The organism is Mycobacterium sp. JS623 (assembly GCF_000328565.1).
GTDB lineage: Bacteria > Actinomycetota > Actinomycetes > Mycobacteriales > Mycobacteriaceae > Mycobacterium.
In genome coordinates this window covers 5,909,849-5,925,698 of the sequence record NC_019966.1, presented here as the reverse complement: position 1 = coordinate 5,925,698, position 15,850 = coordinate 5,909,849, and the positions used below count along the sequence as shown (strand labels likewise).

At 66.2% G+C, this 15,850-nt stretch carries 13 protein-coding genes and 1 tRNA gene; 6 read left to right on the top strand and 8 right to left on the bottom strand.

Going from position 1 to position 15,850, the window contains the following annotated elements:
- Window positions 1-17 precede the first annotated feature (17 nt).
- A tRNA-Thr gene (locus tag MYCSM_RS28745) sits at window positions 18-90 on the top strand.
- A 144-nt stretch (window positions 91-234) separates the two neighbouring features.
- On the opposite strand, the gene MYCSM_RS28740 is transcribed toward MYCSM_RS28745, so the two are convergent.
- A complete protein-coding gene (locus tag MYCSM_RS28740) occupies window positions 235-597 on the bottom strand; it encodes a carboxymuconolactone decarboxylase family protein (protein ID WP_015309696.1) in 363 nt (120 codons plus the stop codon).
- A 24-nt stretch (window positions 598-621) separates the two neighbouring features.
- On the bottom strand, window positions 622-2,385 hold the full coding sequence (locus tag MYCSM_RS28735) for a hypothetical protein (RefSeq protein WP_015309695.1): 1,764 nt from the start codon (window positions 2,383-2,385) through the stop codon (window positions 622-624).
- A gap of 58 nt (window positions 2,386-2,443) precedes the next feature.
- Here MYCSM_RS28735 and MYCSM_RS28730 point away from each other — a divergent pair, with 58 nt between their 5' ends.
- The 3 genes from MYCSM_RS28730 (at window position 2,444) to MYCSM_RS28720 (ending at window position 5,840) form a co-directional block, all read left to right on the top strand.
- Window positions 2,444-3,379, top strand: coding sequence for an NAD-dependent epimerase/dehydratase family protein (locus MYCSM_RS28730; protein ID WP_015309694.1), 936 nt, complete (start codon window positions 2,444-2,446; stop codon window positions 3,377-3,379).
- A gap of 81 nt (window positions 3,380-3,460) precedes the next feature.
- Complete coding sequence (locus MYCSM_RS28725) at window positions 3,461-5,242, top strand: N-acyl-D-amino-acid deacylase family protein (protein WP_015309693.1); 1,782 nt, start codon at window positions 3,461-3,463, stop codon at window positions 5,240-5,242.
- Between the two features lies 1 nt (window position 5,243).
- A complete protein-coding gene (locus MYCSM_RS28720) occupies window positions 5,244-5,840 on the top strand; it encodes a TetR/AcrR family transcriptional regulator (RefSeq protein ID WP_015309692.1) in 597 nt (198 codons plus the stop codon).
- Here the strand turns inward: MYCSM_RS28720 and MYCSM_RS28715 are convergent.
- The 6 genes from MYCSM_RS28715 to MYCSM_RS28690 are packed head-to-tail and all read right to left on the bottom strand — an operon-like array spanning window position 5,837 to window position 14,071.
- Window positions 5,837-6,178: a DUF2304 domain-containing protein gene (locus MYCSM_RS28715; RefSeq protein ID WP_015309691.1), complete on the bottom strand. Its 342-nt coding sequence runs from the start codon at window positions 6,176-6,178 to the stop codon at window positions 5,837-5,839. The two genes, MYCSM_RS28720 and MYCSM_RS28715, sit on opposite strands and share 4 nt — an antisense overlap.
- On the bottom strand, window positions 6,175-6,882 hold the full coding sequence (locus tag MYCSM_RS28710; protein ID WP_015309690.1) for a glycosyltransferase family 2 protein: 708 nt from the start codon (window positions 6,880-6,882) through the stop codon (window positions 6,175-6,177). The genes MYCSM_RS28715 and MYCSM_RS28710 overlap by 4 nt, the downstream gene beginning before the upstream one ends.
- 18 nt (window positions 6,883-6,900) lie before the next feature.
- Window positions 6,901-8,175, bottom strand: a complete 1,275-nt coding sequence (locus MYCSM_RS28705; protein ID WP_015309689.1) for a hypothetical protein — start codon at window positions 8,173-8,175, stop codon at window positions 6,901-6,903.
- Window positions 8,172-9,521 carry a M1 family metallopeptidase gene (locus MYCSM_RS28700; RefSeq protein WP_015309688.1) on the bottom strand — a complete coding sequence of 450 codons (1,350 nt, stop codon included), beginning with the start codon at window positions 9,519-9,521 and terminating at the stop codon, window positions 8,172-8,174. The genes MYCSM_RS28705 and MYCSM_RS28700 overlap by 4 nt, the downstream gene beginning before the upstream one ends.
- Window positions 9,518-13,429, bottom strand: coding sequence for a Pls/PosA family non-ribosomal peptide synthetase (locus MYCSM_RS28695; RefSeq protein ID WP_015309687.1), 3,912 nt, complete (start codon window positions 13,427-13,429; stop codon window positions 9,518-9,520). Before MYCSM_RS28695 ends, MYCSM_RS28700 begins: the two co-directional genes overlap by 4 nt.
- Window positions 13,430-13,441: 12 nt before the next feature.
- Window positions 13,442-14,071 (bottom strand): DedA family protein, encoded by a 630-nt coding sequence (locus MYCSM_RS28690; RefSeq protein ID WP_015309686.1) that lies wholly within the window; start codon window positions 14,069-14,071, stop codon window positions 13,442-13,444.
- Window positions 14,072-14,268: 197 nt separating this feature from the next.
- Here MYCSM_RS28690 and MYCSM_RS28685 point away from each other — a divergent pair, with 197 nt between their 5' ends.
- Together MYCSM_RS28685 and MYCSM_RS28680 are read left to right on the top strand one after the other, a co-directional pair.
- Window positions 14,269-15,270, top strand: coding sequence for a TerC family protein (locus MYCSM_RS28685; protein ID WP_015309685.1), 1,002 nt, complete (start codon window positions 14,269-14,271; stop codon window positions 15,268-15,270).
- Between the two features lie 45 nt (window positions 15,271-15,315).
- Entirely contained in the window at window positions 15,316-15,714 is a 399-nt protein-coding gene (locus MYCSM_RS28680; RefSeq protein ID WP_015309684.1) for a hypothetical protein, read from the top strand.
- The last annotated feature ends 136 nt before the right edge of the window (window positions 15,715-15,850 follow it).

Here is a 15,850-nt window from a genome sequence, read left to right as displayed (position 1 = left end):
GCCGCCCGCAAGGGCACGCCACCTTAGCTCAGTCGGTAGAGCGATTCACTCGTAATGAATAGGTCAGGAGTTCGATTCTCCTAGGTGGCTCAGACTGTTCCTTCGCGCGAATGACCGTGTTTGCACACGACGCGCCGAGTTCTGCTGGCATGTTGCGGTCGCTCGCGCAGTGTCACCCGCCATATGCGCCACTCAAGAAGTCCTCAACGGGGGCACCACCTCGTCGAGGTGCCGTTAGGACTTGGCGTCAAACACTTCGCGCGCGATCTTGTTGGCAGTGTTGGCGGCGGGAAAGCCGGCGTAGCCGCTGGCGTGGTAGATGACTTCGGCGATCTCGTCCTCGGTGAGCCCGTTGTTGCGGGCGATCTGCACATGGAACGTGAGCTCGTCGGTGGCCCGCAGCGCGATCAGGATGCCGAGCGTGACGAGGCTGCGGTCGCGCCGGCTCAGCCCCTCGCGGGCCCACAACCGGCCGAAGATGTTGTCGATGCCGATCTCGAGAAGCTCGTCGCCGAACGTGCCGTCGCGCAGCTTGACCTCAGCGCCCGGCAGCAGCTCGCGGAAGACTTGAAGACCTTGTTCACGCACATCTGTCATGCGTCCATTATCCGGACGCACGGACTACCGCGGCGCGACGAACCCGACCGGCCCTGCCGCGAGACACACCGACAACGCCGCCGTGTTCGCGCGCACCTTGATCGCATCTCCCGCCCCGGGCAGCCTGACAAACACACGGTTGAGCCCGGGACGGACCGGCACTTTCGTCTCCGTACCCTCCGACAGCGACATCGTCAGCGACCCGTCGCTGTTGGCGAGGTAGTTGATCTCCGCCGTCCAGTCAGCGGGCAGCAGCGGGCCGTCCAGTCGCATCGACACCGGGAAGTCCGGCTGCACCAGATATCCGCAATTCGGCTCGGGCCCCGGCACGATCGACCGTACCCACGTGACTTTTGCGTCGACGACATGGCCGCTGGCATCCAGCATGCGTAAATCCGTTGTCGCGCCTGCGAAGTCGGGCCGATCCGGCAGCAGTGCGAACATGTGGCTGGCCAGGTTCTCCGGTCCGACGACGCGCTGCAACACCATCGGGTCGACCTCCTGCTCGAGCATCGGCGCACTCGAGGTCGCGTGCGCTGTCGCCAACCCTGCCCTAGCGTTCTGCAGATAAGGCTGCGCCGGGTTCTCTCGCCAGATGGTCATGAACGTCGCGGTTGAGTACAAGCTGCTGGCGACGAAAACGCCTGTGACGCAGACGATTACCGTTGTCCTTGCCCGCGACCCAGCCAGCCACGTCGATCGCTCACGATTCGGCGCACACAGGCCGACAGCCAGCAGCAGCGCCAACACCACCACAAGGTCGGGCAGATAGCGCAGCGTCTGCGCCAATTCGAGCGCGGTGAACCGCGACGAGCGCATCAGGTAGATCGGAATCTGGCACGCGACCGCGTAGCCTACGGCCACCAGCCAAACGGGTCCGATCCGCTCCTTACGCGCCAACGAGATCGCCACGACGACCGCCAGCGCGAACCACCCCAGCACCATCACCGCCACCGGCGGCGTCGCCCACGGTGACGCGGGGGCCCAGCGCTGCCAATCCCACGGTCCGCCAACCAAACCCGGCACGATGCCGTGAGTCACCGAGCGGCTCAACAGGTCCCACGTCATCACCAGGTCGAAGCTCCACCGTTTCTGGTCGACAACCAGCAGATAGACGCCGATCCACGCCGCCGTCACGGCCAGTGCCGACACCCATAGCCGAAGGCCGCGCCGCCACACGTGCGCCACCGAGCCGGACGATGTGACATGCGCGTGGAGCGCCGCAATCGTGAAGGCCACGAACGGGATCACGGCGGCCTTCTCGAAGAACAACAGGCCGCCGAGATACACCAGCAGGCCCGACACCGCATAGCGTTGATTGCCGGTGCGGACCAACTGCACCGCATCGCCACACACCCACGCCAGTGTGGCCAGCATCGGCAGCGAGTTCAGCGCAGCCGCCCACCACGCGAAGGCAGGCACCGACAGCGGGGTGAACAACGCGAACGTCAACGGCAGCAGCAGCACCGGCCGCCAGCCGAGAATCACGTGCAGCGCCCGCAGCAGCGCCAGCGACGCCAACAGCTGCATCACCACCAAGCTGATGGCGGGTCCGATCCAATTCAGCGGTGCGATTCGCGTGATGCCGCCGGCCACCAGAAACGCGCCCGGCATGACGTGCCCGTCGTGATCGTCGAACAGATAGGCCGGCGACAGCAGGCTCTGCGTGCCCGCGCGGCCGGTCAGGATCAGGTCGTCCCAATAGAAGTAGCCGCGGAGGGCCAGCACGGCCCGAACGACCAGCTGCACCATGATCAGCGCGGCGGCGGCGCGGGCGACCCAGTTCATCTCTTCGCCGAGCCTACGGTCCGAGCCGGCGCATAATGGTCGTCGGTATGGTGAGCCGATGCGCACACTGGTCACCGGGGCAGCCGGTTTCGTAGGATCAACGCTGGTAGACCGCCTCCTCGCGGACGGACACAGCGTCGTCGGCGTCGACGATCTGAGCTCGGGCCGCAGTGAGAACATCGCCACGGCCGAGCGCTCCGACGCATTCGAATTCGCGAAGGCCGACATCGTCAGCGCAGACCTCATCGGACTGCTCTCCGACACGCGGCCCGAGGTGGTTTTCCATCTCGCCGCTCAGATCTCCGTCACGCTTTCGGTTGACGATCCGCAGTTCGATTCGACGGTCAACGTGGTCGGCACCGTGCGCCTGGCCGAGGCCGCCCGTCGTTCGGGTGTCCGCAAGATCGTGCACACCTCTTCGGGCGGCTCTATCTATGGCACGCCGCCGTCCTACCCGACCGGTGAAGACGTGCCGATAGATCCGTCGTCGCCGTATGCCGCAAGCAAGGTCGCGGGTGAGGTGTATCTGAACATGTACCGCAACCTCTACGGCCTGCAGTGTTCTCACATCGCCCCCGGCAACGTCTACGGCCCCCGCCAGGACCCCCACGGCGAGGCGGGGGTCGTGGCGATCTTCTCCAGGGCGCTGCTGGCCGGGAAACCGACCAGGATCTTCGGCGACGGCACGGACACTCGCGACTATGTGTTCGTCGACGATGTCGTGGACGCGTTCGTCAAGGCGTCCGGAGACGCCGGCGACGGGCAACGCTTCAACATCGCCACTGGCACCGAAACCTCAACGCGCCGACTGCATTCGCTGATCGCCCAGGCCGCAGGCGCCGCCGACGAGCCGGAGTTTCACCCGCCTCGACTGGGTGATCTGCGGCGGTCCTGCCTCGACATCAGCCTCGCGAAGCGAGTGCTCGGGTGGGCCCCGGAGGTCGGCATCGATGAGGGCGTCGCCAGGACGGTCGACTACTTCCGCCAGGGCTGAACCTCCGCGAAACTGCGGGCCGGGACTAGCTGCCCGAGAAAAAGATTGTAAGTACTCACTTTCTGTTGTACGGTTGGCGTCATGACCTATGACGTCATCGTTCGTAACGGCCTGTGGTTCGACGGCACCGGAGCCGCGCCGCAGGTCCGCACGCTGGGGATTCGCGACGGCGTCGTTGCCGCGGTATCTCCCGAGGCCCTCGACGAGGCGGGTTGCCCGGACGTGATCGACGCCGCGGGCAAGTGGATCCTGCCCGGGTTCATCGACGTGCACACCCACTACGACGCCGAGGTGCTGCTCGACCCGGGGCTGCGGGAGTCGGTGCGCCACGGTGTGACCACTCTGTTGTTGGGAAACTGTTCGCTCTCGGCGGTCTACTCCGACGCTGAAGACGCCGCAGATCTGTTCAGCCGGGTGGAAGCCGTCCCGCGCCAGTACGTGCTCGGCGCGCTCGAAGCCAAGAAGACGTGGTCGACGCCCGCGGAATACGTGCGTGCTCTCGACGACCTGCCGCTCGGGCCCAATGTCAGCTCCATGCTTGGGCATTCGGATTTGCGCACCGCGGTCCTCGGCCTCGACCGCGCCACCACTGACGGCGTGAAGCCGACGGAAGCCGAGCTGGACCGGATGGCAGGCTTGCTCGAGCAGGCTCTCGACGCCGGGCTTCTCGGAATGTCCGGAATGGACGCTCCCATCGACAAACTCGACGGAGACCGCTACCGGTCGCGCGCGCTGCCGTCGACCTTCGCCACCTGGCGTGAGCGCCGCAAGCTGATCTCAGTCCTGCGCAAGCGTCGCCGAATTCTGCAGAGCGCACCCAACACCAAAAACCCGCTCGAAGCATTGATGTTCTTCTTGACCAGCAGTCGGTGGTTCGGCAGGCGTGCCGGCGTACGGATGAGCCTGCTGGTGTCGGCCGACGCCAAGTCCGCTCCCGGTGCAGTGCACGTATTCGGGCCCGGCACAAGGCTTCTCAACAAGGTCTTCGACTCGTTCGTGCGGTTCCAGCACCTTCCGGTGCCGTTCGAGCTGTACTCCGACGGTATCGACCTGCCGGTGTTCGAGGAATTCGGTGCAGGCACCGCCGCACTTCATCTGCGGGAGCAGATCGCGCGCAACCAACTGCTCGCCGACACCGACTACCGTCGCCGGTTCCGCCGGTCGTTCGACCGCCGCAAGCTCGGCCCGACGTTGTGGCACAGGGATTTTCATGACGCCACCATCGTCGAATGTCCGGATACGACGCTCATTGGAAAGAGCTTTGGCCAGATCGCCGACGAGCGCGGGCTGCACCCGCTCGATGCGTTCTTGGACGTGCTTGTCGAAAACGGCGAGCGCAACGTCCGCTGGACAACCATCGTCGCCAACCACCGGCGCCGCCATCTCGACAAGCTCGCCGCGGATCCGTCCGTCCACATGGGCTTCTCCGACGCCGGTGCGCACCTGCGGAACATGGCGTTCTACAACTTTTCGCTGCGGCTGCTGAAGCGTGTCCGCGACGCGGAGGCTGCCGGGCGTCCGTTCCTGAGCGTCGAACGAGCGGTGCACCGGCTGACCGCCGAGGTCGCCGATTGGTTCGGTCTGGATGCAGGGACCCTGCGCGAGGGCGATCGGGCGGACTTCGTGGTGATCGACCCAGCCGGCCTCGACAGCTCGGTTGACGCTTATCACGAAGAGAAGGTGCCGTTTTACGGCGACCTGAGCCGCATGGTCAACCGCAACGACGCCGCGGTCGTCGCTACCGGCGTCAACGGCAGCGTGGTCTTCCGCAACGGCCAGTTCTGCGATGGCTACGGGACGACGGTGAAATCCGGCCGCTTCCTTCGCGCCGACGCCCGCGAACCCGCGAAAGCGCTTGCCTGACATGCCACGGACACAGCAGCAACGTCGCGAGGAAACCATCGCGCGGCTGCTGGACGCCAGCATCGACACCATCATCGATGTCGGCTATGCGCGCGCGTCGGCCGCCGTGATCGCGAAGCGCGCCCAAGTGTCCGACGGCGCGCTGTTCCGGCACTTCCCGACCATGGGCGATTTCATGGCCGCCACCGCACGCGAGGTGATGCGACGCCAACTCGACTCGTTCACCAAGCAGGTCGCCGAGATACCGGCCGACAAGCCGGCGCTGAAGGCGGCGCTGACGATCATGCGCGACCTCACCGGCAACGCCACCAATACGGTGATGTACGAGCTGATGGTCGCTTCACGTACCGACGAGAAGCTGCGGGCCACTCTGCAAGAGGTGCTCACCGAATACGCCGCCAACATCTACGACGCCGCCAGGGCGCTGCCCGGGGCGGATCAGTTCCCCGACGACACCTTCGTCGCATTGGTCGCGATCATCACCAACACCTTCGACGGTGCGGCGATCGTCAGGGCGGTTCTGCCTCAGCCTGACCTTGAAGCCAAGCGAATTGCACTGTTGGCCACTTTGATTGGCGGCGCGCCCGAGCGCCCCTAGTGCTCCTCGGGCACCCGAGCGGTCTGCAACGCCACTTCCCGTGCCAGCCGCGCGTACTTCAGCTCGAGATCCTTGAACCGCATGTAGGCCGACAGCGTCGTGAACACGAACGCGATGATCAGCAGGTACAACATCAGATCGGTACCGCGCTTGACGCCAAGCCAATTCGCGACGACGGTGGTGTCGTCCGGCCGAAGGATCGCGTAAATCCCAGCGATGACGAACAGCACGTAGCCGACCTTCACCCACGCCTTGGACCGTGCGTTGCGGCGCGAGCGCAACAGGTAGACCAACAGCGCCAGCACCGAGATGATCAGCAGCGCCTGGATCCAGTTCATCGCGACATCCTCCCTCGCAACCAACCGTCGAAGATGATGTTGACGCCGTTGAGCAACGGCTGGCCCTTAGACATCGAGTATTCGGTGTAGAGAATCTCGACGGGTTCTTCCGTTACCCGCCAATGGTTTTCATACGCCAGGGCGATGAACTCGTCGGCGTGACTCATGCCGCTCATGGTGAGGTTGAGCGCGTCGGCGACCTTCTTGTTGAACACACGCAGGCCGTTGTGCGCATCAGTCAGCCCGAGCTGGCGGCTGCGCCTGCTCAACGTGGCCGCCGTTCGCAGCACAATTCGCTTCAGCAGCGGCGTGTGGCTCACCACACCGGGGTCGGCGAACCGCGTGCCGACGACGAGATCGACGTCGTCGCTTGACAGCCGGTCGATCATCCGGATGACGTCCTTGACGCGATGCTGACCGTCGGCGTCGAAGGTGGCGAACACCGCGGCGCCGGGCTGCCGGCGGGCGTACTCCACGCCGGTCTGGATGGCCGCGCCCTGGCCGAGGTTGACCGGGTGACGCACCGAATGTGCCCCGGCGCGCCACGCCACCTCGCCGGTGTCATCGCGGCTGCCGTCGTCGACACACACCACGTGGTCGAAAACGGAGCGAACGTCAGAGATGACGTCGCCGATAACGCTCGCCTCATTGAAGGCGGGAATGATGAGCCAAACGTCGTGGTAGCGCGTGTCCGAGATGCTGATGTCCTCAAAAATACAGCCTCACCCGACCGACATCCTGGCAAGCGCGGCCAGGTGAACCGCGATTCCCACCATCGGCCCGCACAGCAGCGCGATGACCGTGCGCGTCTCCAACCCGACCGGCAACAGCAGCAACAGCGCAGACGCCACCGTCGCGGACACCCAGCCCAGCGAATAGGCCCTGTGCAGGGCGCCTGCCACCGCCGCAGCGCCGGTCAACGTCAACAAGGCGATCGCCACGGCAGCCGCGGTCAGCCAGGCCAGCAGTGCACCGTTGGCCAGATACTGCGCGCCGAACCCTTCCCGCAACAGCCATGGTCCGAACACCCCCGCGAGCAGCACCCCGAGCAAACCGAGGCCGGTCACCGCCAGCGCGGGCTGCACCAGCGCCCGCAGCCGCTCCGTGCGCTGGTCGACGAAATGGGCGATCAGATTCCCCTGCATCGCGGTCAACGGCACCAGCAGCGGCGCCCGGGTCAGTGTCACAGCCAGGATCACAACGCCACCGGTGGCGCCCAGATCGCCCGAGGTCGCCTTGAGCAGCACCGGGAAACCCATCACCAGGATCGCGCTGGCCCCCGCGGCGGCGATCGAATGCGACGCGCCGCGAAGGAACGTGATGGTGCCGCCGGGCGTCAGCAGTCGCGCCGCCGCACGTGTAGAGGGCGACGCGATGAGCAGGAGCAGCCACGCGATCGCACCTGCGACCGTCGCCCACAGGTAGCCGACCAGGCCCCATCCGACCACGAACGTCGCGGCGGCCACCGCCACCCGCATGCCCGCGTCGGTCACCATCAGCGACCCGTATTCGGTCCAGCGGTTCACGCCGGCCAACATGCCCAGGAGCGTGGCGTGCAGGCAGAAGCCCGCCAGTCCGACGCTCAGCAGCGCGACACTCAACCACTGTGACTCGACAAACACGTGCGCCGACCACAGCGGTGAGCTCGCTGCGATCACCACCGCGGCCACCACACCCACCATCGCTGCTACCCGCATCGGGTGCGTGCGCGGATCTCTGTCCGATGTCGCCGGCCCTCCGGCTCCGGCCACCAACTCCGTGTACCTCGCCGAGCGCACCTCGCGGGTGGCTTCCTGCAGCAGCCCGAACGCAGCGCCGGTGACCAACCCGAATGCACCCCAGAACACCCCGAACACCGAGAAGCCCGCCGGCTCGAGATCCCGGGCGGCCAGATACAGCACCGCGTATCCGCACAGCGCCGACAACACGGTCGCTGTGCCGACCCGGGTCACGCTGGCGCGCGTGATCGGCCCGGTCGGTGTCGGTGCGTCGGTCATGACGGCCCGTCCAGCTCGGGCACCGGCATCGAGTACAGCCACGCATCCCACAGCGGTCGCAACGATTCGTGTGCATAGTTGGCGGCCAATCCGGTGAAGTCGTCGGTGACGACGGTTCCGTGCCGATAGCGCGCCGCCCAATCCTTAAGTAGCGCAAAGAAATTCTCGTCGCCGATGCGCCGACGCAACACGTGCAGGGTCAGCGCGCCGCGTTTGTACACGCGATCGTCGAACATGTCGCGCGGGCCCGGATCGGCCAGGAACAGATCCTGCGGCGAATCGACCAGCCGGTGGTAATAGTGGCGCGCCCACTCGTCGGCGGTGCGGCCACCGGAGTGCTCAGACCACAGCCATTCGGCGTAGCAAGCGAAGCCTTCGTGTAGCCAGATGTGCCGCCAGCGTTTGGCGGTGACAGAATTGCCGAACCACTGATGCGCCAGCTCGTGAGCGATCAGCCGTTCGGCGCTACCCTTGCCGTCGCAATGGTTTGCTCCGAAGATCGAAATGCCCTGTGCCTCAAGGGGTATCTCGAGATCGTCGTCGGTCACCACCACTGTGTAGCCGGTGTCCAGCGGGTAGGGGCCGAACAGCTTGACGAACAACTTCATCATCTGCGGCTGGTCGGCGAAGTCCTGCTCGAAGTTGCCGCGCAACCGCTCGGGCAGCACGGCGTGCATCTGAACGCCGTTCTTGGCCAGTCGAACCCGGTCGTACATGCCTATCTGCAGCGTGATCAGATACGTCGACGTCGGCTCGGCCTGCTCGTAGGTCCAGGTCGTCATGCCCGCTCTGGCGCGCCGCGACAACAGTTCACCGTTGGCCAGCGCGTAATACGGGCTCTCCGTGCTGACTTGGATGCGGAAGCTGGCCTTGGCGCTGGGATGGTCGTCGCAGGGGAACCACGACGCGGCGCCGTTGGGTTGGCCTGCGACGAGCACGCCGTTGGACAGTTCCTCGAAACCGACTTCGCCCCAATAGGAGCGGATCGGCCGCGGGGTACCGCCGTAGCGCACCGCGATCGTCATCGCCGCGCCCGCGGGCAGCGCGTCGGCCAGCGCGATGCGCAGCTTGCCCGCCGACGACCGAAACTGGGCCGGGCGCTTGCCGTTGACCGACACCTTGGTCACCGAAAGGGCGTCCGACAGGTCGAGGGTGAAGGTGCGCAACGCCGCGAGGGTGACGGCGGTGATGGTGGCGGATCCGGCCAGCCGGTTGATCACCACCTTGTATTCGAGGTCCAGCTCGTAGCGCGAGACTCGATAGCCGAAGTTGCCGTTGGCGGGCAGGTACGGATCGATGACCGGTGGTTGGGCCGCTTTCTTCGCTGCTTTCTTGCTTCTCGTCACGCGGCGCTTTCTTTGGGGGGCTTCGGCGTATCGCCACGCTTCTTGCGGAACAGGTTCCACGGCGCGATCGGATTGCCTTGCCAGCGCGTGGACGGCGGTACCTCGTCGCCGCGCATCACCAGCGATGCCGGACCTACCGTTGCGCCTGCACCGATGCGTGCGGCAGGCAGTGCGACGCAGTGCGTGCCCAGCGTCGAACCCTGTTCCAGCACAACGGTGTCCATCCGCATGATCCGGTCGTGGAACAAGTGGGTCTGCACGACGCAGCCGCGGTTGACCGTTGCACCCTTCTCGAGGGTCACCAGGTCGGCCTCGGGCAGCCAGTACGTCTCACACCAGACACCGCGGCCGATCTTCGCGCCAAGCGCGCGCAGCCACAGGTTCATCACCGGAGTCCCGCTGGCGGCGCGGGCGAACCATGGCGCTGCGACCGTCTCCACGAAAGTGTCCGATACCTCGTTTCGCCACACGAACGACGACCACAGTGGATGCTCGATGGCCGTAATGCGGCCAACTAGAACCCATTTCGCAATCACAGCGACTCCACCCGCGAACGCCCCCGCGGTCAGCAGCACGACACCGCTGGCCACCGCCGTCCAGCCCCAGCCGATTTCCATTGCCAGCCACTGCACCGCCGACAGAACAGCCACCCCGATGGCGAACGTCACGATCATCGGGATCAGCCGGCACGTCTCGACCAACGAGCGAAGAATCTTCAGCCGCAGCGACGGATGGAACGTGCGCAACACGTCGGCCGCGGTGGGGTTGCGGCGCAACCGGACCGGCGGACTGCCCAGCCACGACGAGCCTGCCTTGGCTTTGTGCGGCGTCGCCGACAGCACCGCGACCAGACCATCGTCGGGCACCCGCCGGCCGGGCTGGGTAATGCCGGAGTTGCCCAGGAAGGCCCGCTTGCCGATGGTCGTCTTGGCGACGTGGATCCAGCCGCCACCCAGCTCGTAGGACGCCACCATGGTGTCGTCGGCCAGGAACGCACCGTCCTCGACGACGGTGAACTTCGGCACCAGCAGTGCCGTCGAAATCTCGGTGCCACGGCCGACTTTGGCGCCAAGCACGCGCAGCCACCACGGCGTCAGAAGGCTCGCATAGATCGGGAACAGGTAGTCGCGGGCGGCGTCCATCAGCCGTTCGGTCGCCCACAGCTGCCATCCGACGCGGCTGCGCACGGGGTGATACCCCTCGGGCATCCACATCGACAGCAGTCGCACCCCGATCACCGTCAACGCCGCGTACGTAAGCACCGCGGCCAGCGTCGCCGCGGGCGTCCACAGCGCTGCGGCAGTCAGAGCGTCCTTCAGCGAAGCGGCATCGCGGACAGCCCAACCGATCACGGCAAGACCGACTCCCAGCGCCAGCAGCGGCAGCCCGCCGAGCAGAATCGACGTCACGCCATAGATGGCCACCCACACCGGCGCGCGTGGTGGTCGATGCTCGGGCCACGGGTGGCGGGCCTTGCCCGACTTCACCGCGGGCGAGCCTTTCCAATACTGGCCGTTCTTGACCTTGCCGACCACCCCGGATCCCGGCGCGACATCGGCGTTCTTGCCGATGACTGCGCCCGGCAGGAGCGTGGTTCGTGCCCCGATGGACGCGTCGTTGCCGACGGTGATCGGGCCGACGTGGAATTGGTCGCCGTCGATCCAGTGCCCCGACAGGTCGACCTCGGGTTCGATCGAACAGCGGTGACCCAGCCGCATCATGCCGGTCACCGGCGGCGGCGAGTGCAGGTCGACACCCTTGCCGACGGTGTTGCCGAGCATCCGGGCGTAATAGACGAGCCACGGTGCACCCGCCTGGTTCTCGGCGCCGCTGGCCTCGGCAAGGCGCTCGGCGACCCACACGCGCAGGTGCACCGGCCCACCGCGGCGATACGTGCCAGGTTGCAAGCCGCCCAACAGGATTCGCGCGCAGAACGCCGCGATCGACATCCGGCCAACGGGGGTGATGAACAGAACGAAGCCGACGCCGACGAACCACCAGTTCACCGGCGCCAACCACGACGGCGGATGAAGTTGGGCGACAACGTTATTGAGTAGCGCCAGCCATATCACCCACTGCAGCCCGGTCAGTGTGGCCAGCGGTAGCGACAGCGCCACCTGCACGGCCTGGGTCAGCCGCGGTGTCGGCTTCACCACGCGCGCTTCGACGGCAGGCGGCGGGTCGAGCTCGTCGAGATAGCCCGCCAGCGACCCGATTCGCGGATGGTCGTAGAGGTCGGCGACGGTCACCTGCGGATAGCGCTGGCGCATCGCTGCCACCAACTGTGCCGCGGACAGCGATCCTCCACCGAGCGCATGGAAATCGGCCTCGGGCCCGTCGACGGGCGCGGCGAGGACCTCCCGCCACAGCCCGGCCAGCCAGCCGAGCGTGCCGCCGAGATCAGGCTCCTCATCGGCGCAGCCGCCCGCGACAGGCCACGGCAGCGCATTGCGGTCGACCTTGCCCGAGGTGCGGGTAGGTAGCTCGTCGACTAGCACCAGCCTCGGCACCAGCGCCGCAGGCAGGGTGTCGGCAAGTGCGGCGCGGGCTTTACCGATGTCGAACGACGGGTCGGCGCTCGCGACGTAACCCACCAATAGTGGTGTGCCGCTGGCGGTCTTACGCACTGCGGCGGCGCCGCCACTGACTCCTGGCAGATTCACAAGCGCGGCGTCGACCTCACCGAGTTCGATGCGACGGCCGCCGACCTTCACCTGGTCGTCGGCGCGGCCCATGAAGTACAAGCCGTCGGGCTCAAGCCGCACCAGATCGCCGCTGCGATAGGCGCGTGACCATCCGAGCGTCGGCATCATCGCGTATTTCTCGGCGTCCTTGGCCGGATCCAGATAGCGGGCCAGCCCGATGCCGCCGATCACGAGTTCACCGACCTCGCCGGTGCGCACCGGCTCTCCATCTTTGTCGACCACCGCGAGATCCCAGCCGCGTAGCGGCAACCCGATGCCCACCGGCGCAGAGCCCTCGAGGCGTGCGGCGCATGCCACGACCGTCGCCTCGGTCGGGCCGTAGGTGTTCCACACCTCGCGGCCCTCGACGGCCAACCGCTCTGCCAGCTCCGGCGGGCAAGCCTCCCCGCCGAAGATCAGCAACCGGACCGCCTCGAGCGCCTCGGCCGGCCACAATGCCGCCAGCGTCGGCACGGTCGACACCACCGTGATGTCGCGGGACACCAGCCACGGCCCCAAATCCATGCCGCTACGCACCAGTGAGCGCGGGGCCGGCACCAGACACGCCCCGTGCCGCCAGGCCAGCCACATCTCCTCGCATGACGCGTCGAATGCCACCGACAGGCCAGCCAGCACTCGGTCTCCGGGTCCAATTGGATTGTCCTGCAAGAACATTTGCGCTTCAGCGTCGACGAACGCGGCGGCGCTGCGATGCGTGACGGCGACGCCCTTCGGGGTGCCGGTAGAGCCGGACGTGAAGATGATCCAGGCGTCGTCGCGGCCGAGCGGCGCGCCCGCCCGCCATCCGCGCGACTCGCCCCGCGCACGGCTCAGGCCCCGCTCGGTGATGATCCCCACCACGTCCGCCTCACCGAACACCAGCTCGGCGCGTTCATCGGGGTCGTCGGCGTCGACCGGCACGTATGCGGCTCCGGCCGCCAGCGTCGCGAGGATCGCGACGTACAACGCGTAATTGCCTGACGGCATCCGAATCCCGATGCGGTCGCCACGGCCGATGCCGCGGGCGGCGAGCCAGTCGAGGCTCTCCTCGATATCGGAGATCAACTCGGCGTAGGTCAGCTGGACCTCGCCGTCGTCGAGCGCCGGCGCATCGGGGTAGCGGTCGGCCGTCTCGTAGAGAATGTCGATGAGCGTGCGCGGCTCGGGCGCGAATGAGGACAACAGGTATTGAGGTGGCACCTCAGGATGGAAAGCCGTTGTCACGAGTACAAACTACTAAGCCGCTCGCTCGGCCCGCCCGCGCCGCACGCGGTGGGTGATCACAATTGCGATAACCACGACAACCGCCGCGACCACATACCACTTGTACCGCTCGAACGTGTCGTAGATCTCGACGATGTGCTCGCCTGCGAGGTACCCCAGCGCAGACCAGGCCCCAACCCACAGCACCGCGCCCAGTGCGTTGTAGCCGAGGAATTTCAGCCAGTGCATGCCAACGATGCCCGCCAACAGTCCGTTGATCTGCCGCAGGCCGTCGATGAAGCGGGCGACCGTGACGATCTTGCCGCCGTGCCGGTTGAAGAAGGCCTCGGCCCGGTCCAGCCGCTGCGGCGTCAGGAACACGTACCGGCCGTAACGCTCCGCCAGCGGTCGGCCGCCGAAGTGGCCGATGACGAAACCGATGTTGTCGCCGATCACGGCGGCCAGTACCGCAACCAGGAAAACCACGGCGATGTTCATCTGGCCCGCACCGGCGAACACCGCGGCGGCGATCAGCATGATTTCGCCGGGCACGGGGACGCCGAAGTCCTCGAGGAACAACATTCCGGCCACGCCCAGGTATCCGTAATGCTCGAGCAGTGGCTGCACGTCGCCGAAAACACCAGGCAGTTGGGTGTCGGTCATGGCTGTAACCGTAGGTTCACGCGGCCCCGATTTCGCTCGCAGGCAGCCAGCTGGCAGAATTGGCGGTGGAGGGGAGTATTCCTTCGCCGCGGTGTCGTCACCACGTCGACCGTCATCGGACGACCGGGACCGCGGGCCGACACAACGTGTCGGTGGAAGAGACCTCCGGCGTTTAACAACGACCGGAGGCTTCGCACGTGCAGGTAACCCAACTCGAGTGGATCATCACGCTGAGCGTGACGATCGCTGTGCTGCTGTTCGACGTGATCGTAATCGGACGTCGACCCCACGAACCGTCCAAGCGTGAGACAGGCACCGCGTTGGCGGCCTACGTCGGGCTGGCGGTGGCGTTCGGCGTGTGGGTCTGGCTCTTCCACGGCGGCCAGTACGGGCTGGAGTTCTTCGCAGGCTGGCTGACCGAGTACAGCCTGTCCGTGGACAACTTGTTCATCTTCTTGATCATCATGGCCAGCTTCAAGGTGCCCAAGAAGTATCAGCAGCAGGCGCTGTTGGTCGGCATCATCCTGGCGCTGGTCTTCCGTGGCATCTTCATCGCGCTCGGCGCGGTGGCCATCAACCAGTTCTCCTGGGTGTTCTACATTTTCGGCGCTTTTCTGGTGTACACCGCGATCAACCTGGCCAGAGACACCGAGCACGACGACGACGCGGAGAACTTCGTGGTCCGGTTTGCGCGCAGCCACCTCAAACTCACCGACAGGTGGGAGGGCCTCGCGCTGTGGGTCAAGGAAAACGGCAAGCGTCTGATGACGCCGATGTTCCTGGTCATCATCGCGCTCGGCACCACGGACCTGCTGTTCGCGCTGGACTCCATCCCCGCGATCTACGGCCTGACCGAGGAGTCGTACCTGGTATTCACCGCGAATGTGTTCGCGCTGATGGGCCTGCGCCAGCTCTACTTCCTGCTCGGCGACCTGCTCAAGCGGCTGGTCTACCTGTCGCAGGGGCTGGCATTCATCCTGGCGTTCATCGGCGTGAAGCTCCTTCTGCACGCCCTGCACGAGAACGAGCTGCCGTTTATCAACGGCGGTGAGCACGTGCCGGTGCCGGAAATCCCGACGCTGGTCAGTCTCGGCGTGATCGTCGTGACGCTGGTCATCACCACGGCGGCCAGCCTGTACAAGACGCGGGTGCACGACGTGAAGAAGGACGCCCAAGAAAAGGCCTTGGATTCGGCCTGAGCACAACCATCGACACTGCGTTGGCGGTGCTCTTAGCGTGGCGATGTGCGGCTATTCGTGGTGGACGCGCCGACCGGCGACTGGAGTGAACTGACCGACGGTGAACAGTGCACGGTGCGCGTCGCCGCCGCCGACCTGCAGCAGGCCCGTCGGGTCCGCGCGCGTATCCGGGCGCGTGGCGACGACGTGGCGGTGATCCTCGACGTCACCGTGGCTGTGGCCGGCGATTTCCGTTCGGCGCGAAGCGTTCTCGGGGCAAGCGAGCACACCGTGCATTACGCGGGCACAGTGGACGGGCTTGCCGGCCTGATTTCCGATATCGCCAGGGCCGACGTCGCGGACGGCGTCACATTGGTCTCGGCGTCACCGCGGCAGAATCTGCGCGATCTGGGCCGCGATGTGCTTCACCGGCTCAATCTGCTGGATCAACCTCGCGCGTCATAGCCTCCGCATCCGCTCCAAGAAGGCGTCGACCCCGGCCAAGAAGGTCGCCGCGACGGTCACCGAAACCCTCGCCGTTTTCTGCATGAGGGCTGTGATTCGCGCGCATTCAAGACCCTGGTGCAGAAATCGGCGGACC

What these genes read in the sequence shown, in the direction of transcription:
- MYCSM_RS28740 (WP_015309696.1), bottom strand. Translation starts at nt 597, where the DNA reads ATGACAGATGTGCGTGAACAAGGTCTTCAAGTCTTCCGCGAGCTGCTG.
- MYCSM_RS28735 (WP_015309695.1), bottom strand. Translation starts at nt 2,385, where the DNA reads ATGAACTGGGTCGCCCGCGCCGCCGCCGCGCTGATCATGGTGCAGCTG.
- MYCSM_RS28730 (WP_015309694.1), top strand. Translation starts at nt 2,444, where the DNA reads ATGCGCACACTGGTCACCGGGGCAGCCGGTTTCGTAGGATCAACGCTG.
- MYCSM_RS28725 (WP_015309693.1), top strand. Translation starts at nt 3,461, where the DNA reads ATGACCTATGACGTCATCGTTCGTAACGGCCTGTGGTTCGACGGCACC.
- MYCSM_RS28720 (WP_015309692.1), top strand. Translation starts at nt 5,244, where the DNA reads ATGCCACGGACACAGCAGCAACGTCGCGAGGAAACCATCGCGCGGCTG.
- MYCSM_RS28715 (WP_015309691.1), bottom strand. Translation starts at nt 6,178, where the DNA reads ATGAACTGGATCCAGGCGCTGCTGATCATCTCGGTGCTGGCGCTGTTG.
- MYCSM_RS28705 (WP_015309689.1), bottom strand. Translation starts at nt 8,175, where the DNA reads ATGACCGACGCACCGACACCGACCGGGCCGATCACGCGCGCCAGCGTG.
- MYCSM_RS28690 (WP_015309686.1), bottom strand. Translation starts at nt 14,071, where the DNA reads ATGACCGACACCCAACTGCCTGGTGTTTTCGGCGACGTGCAGCCACTG.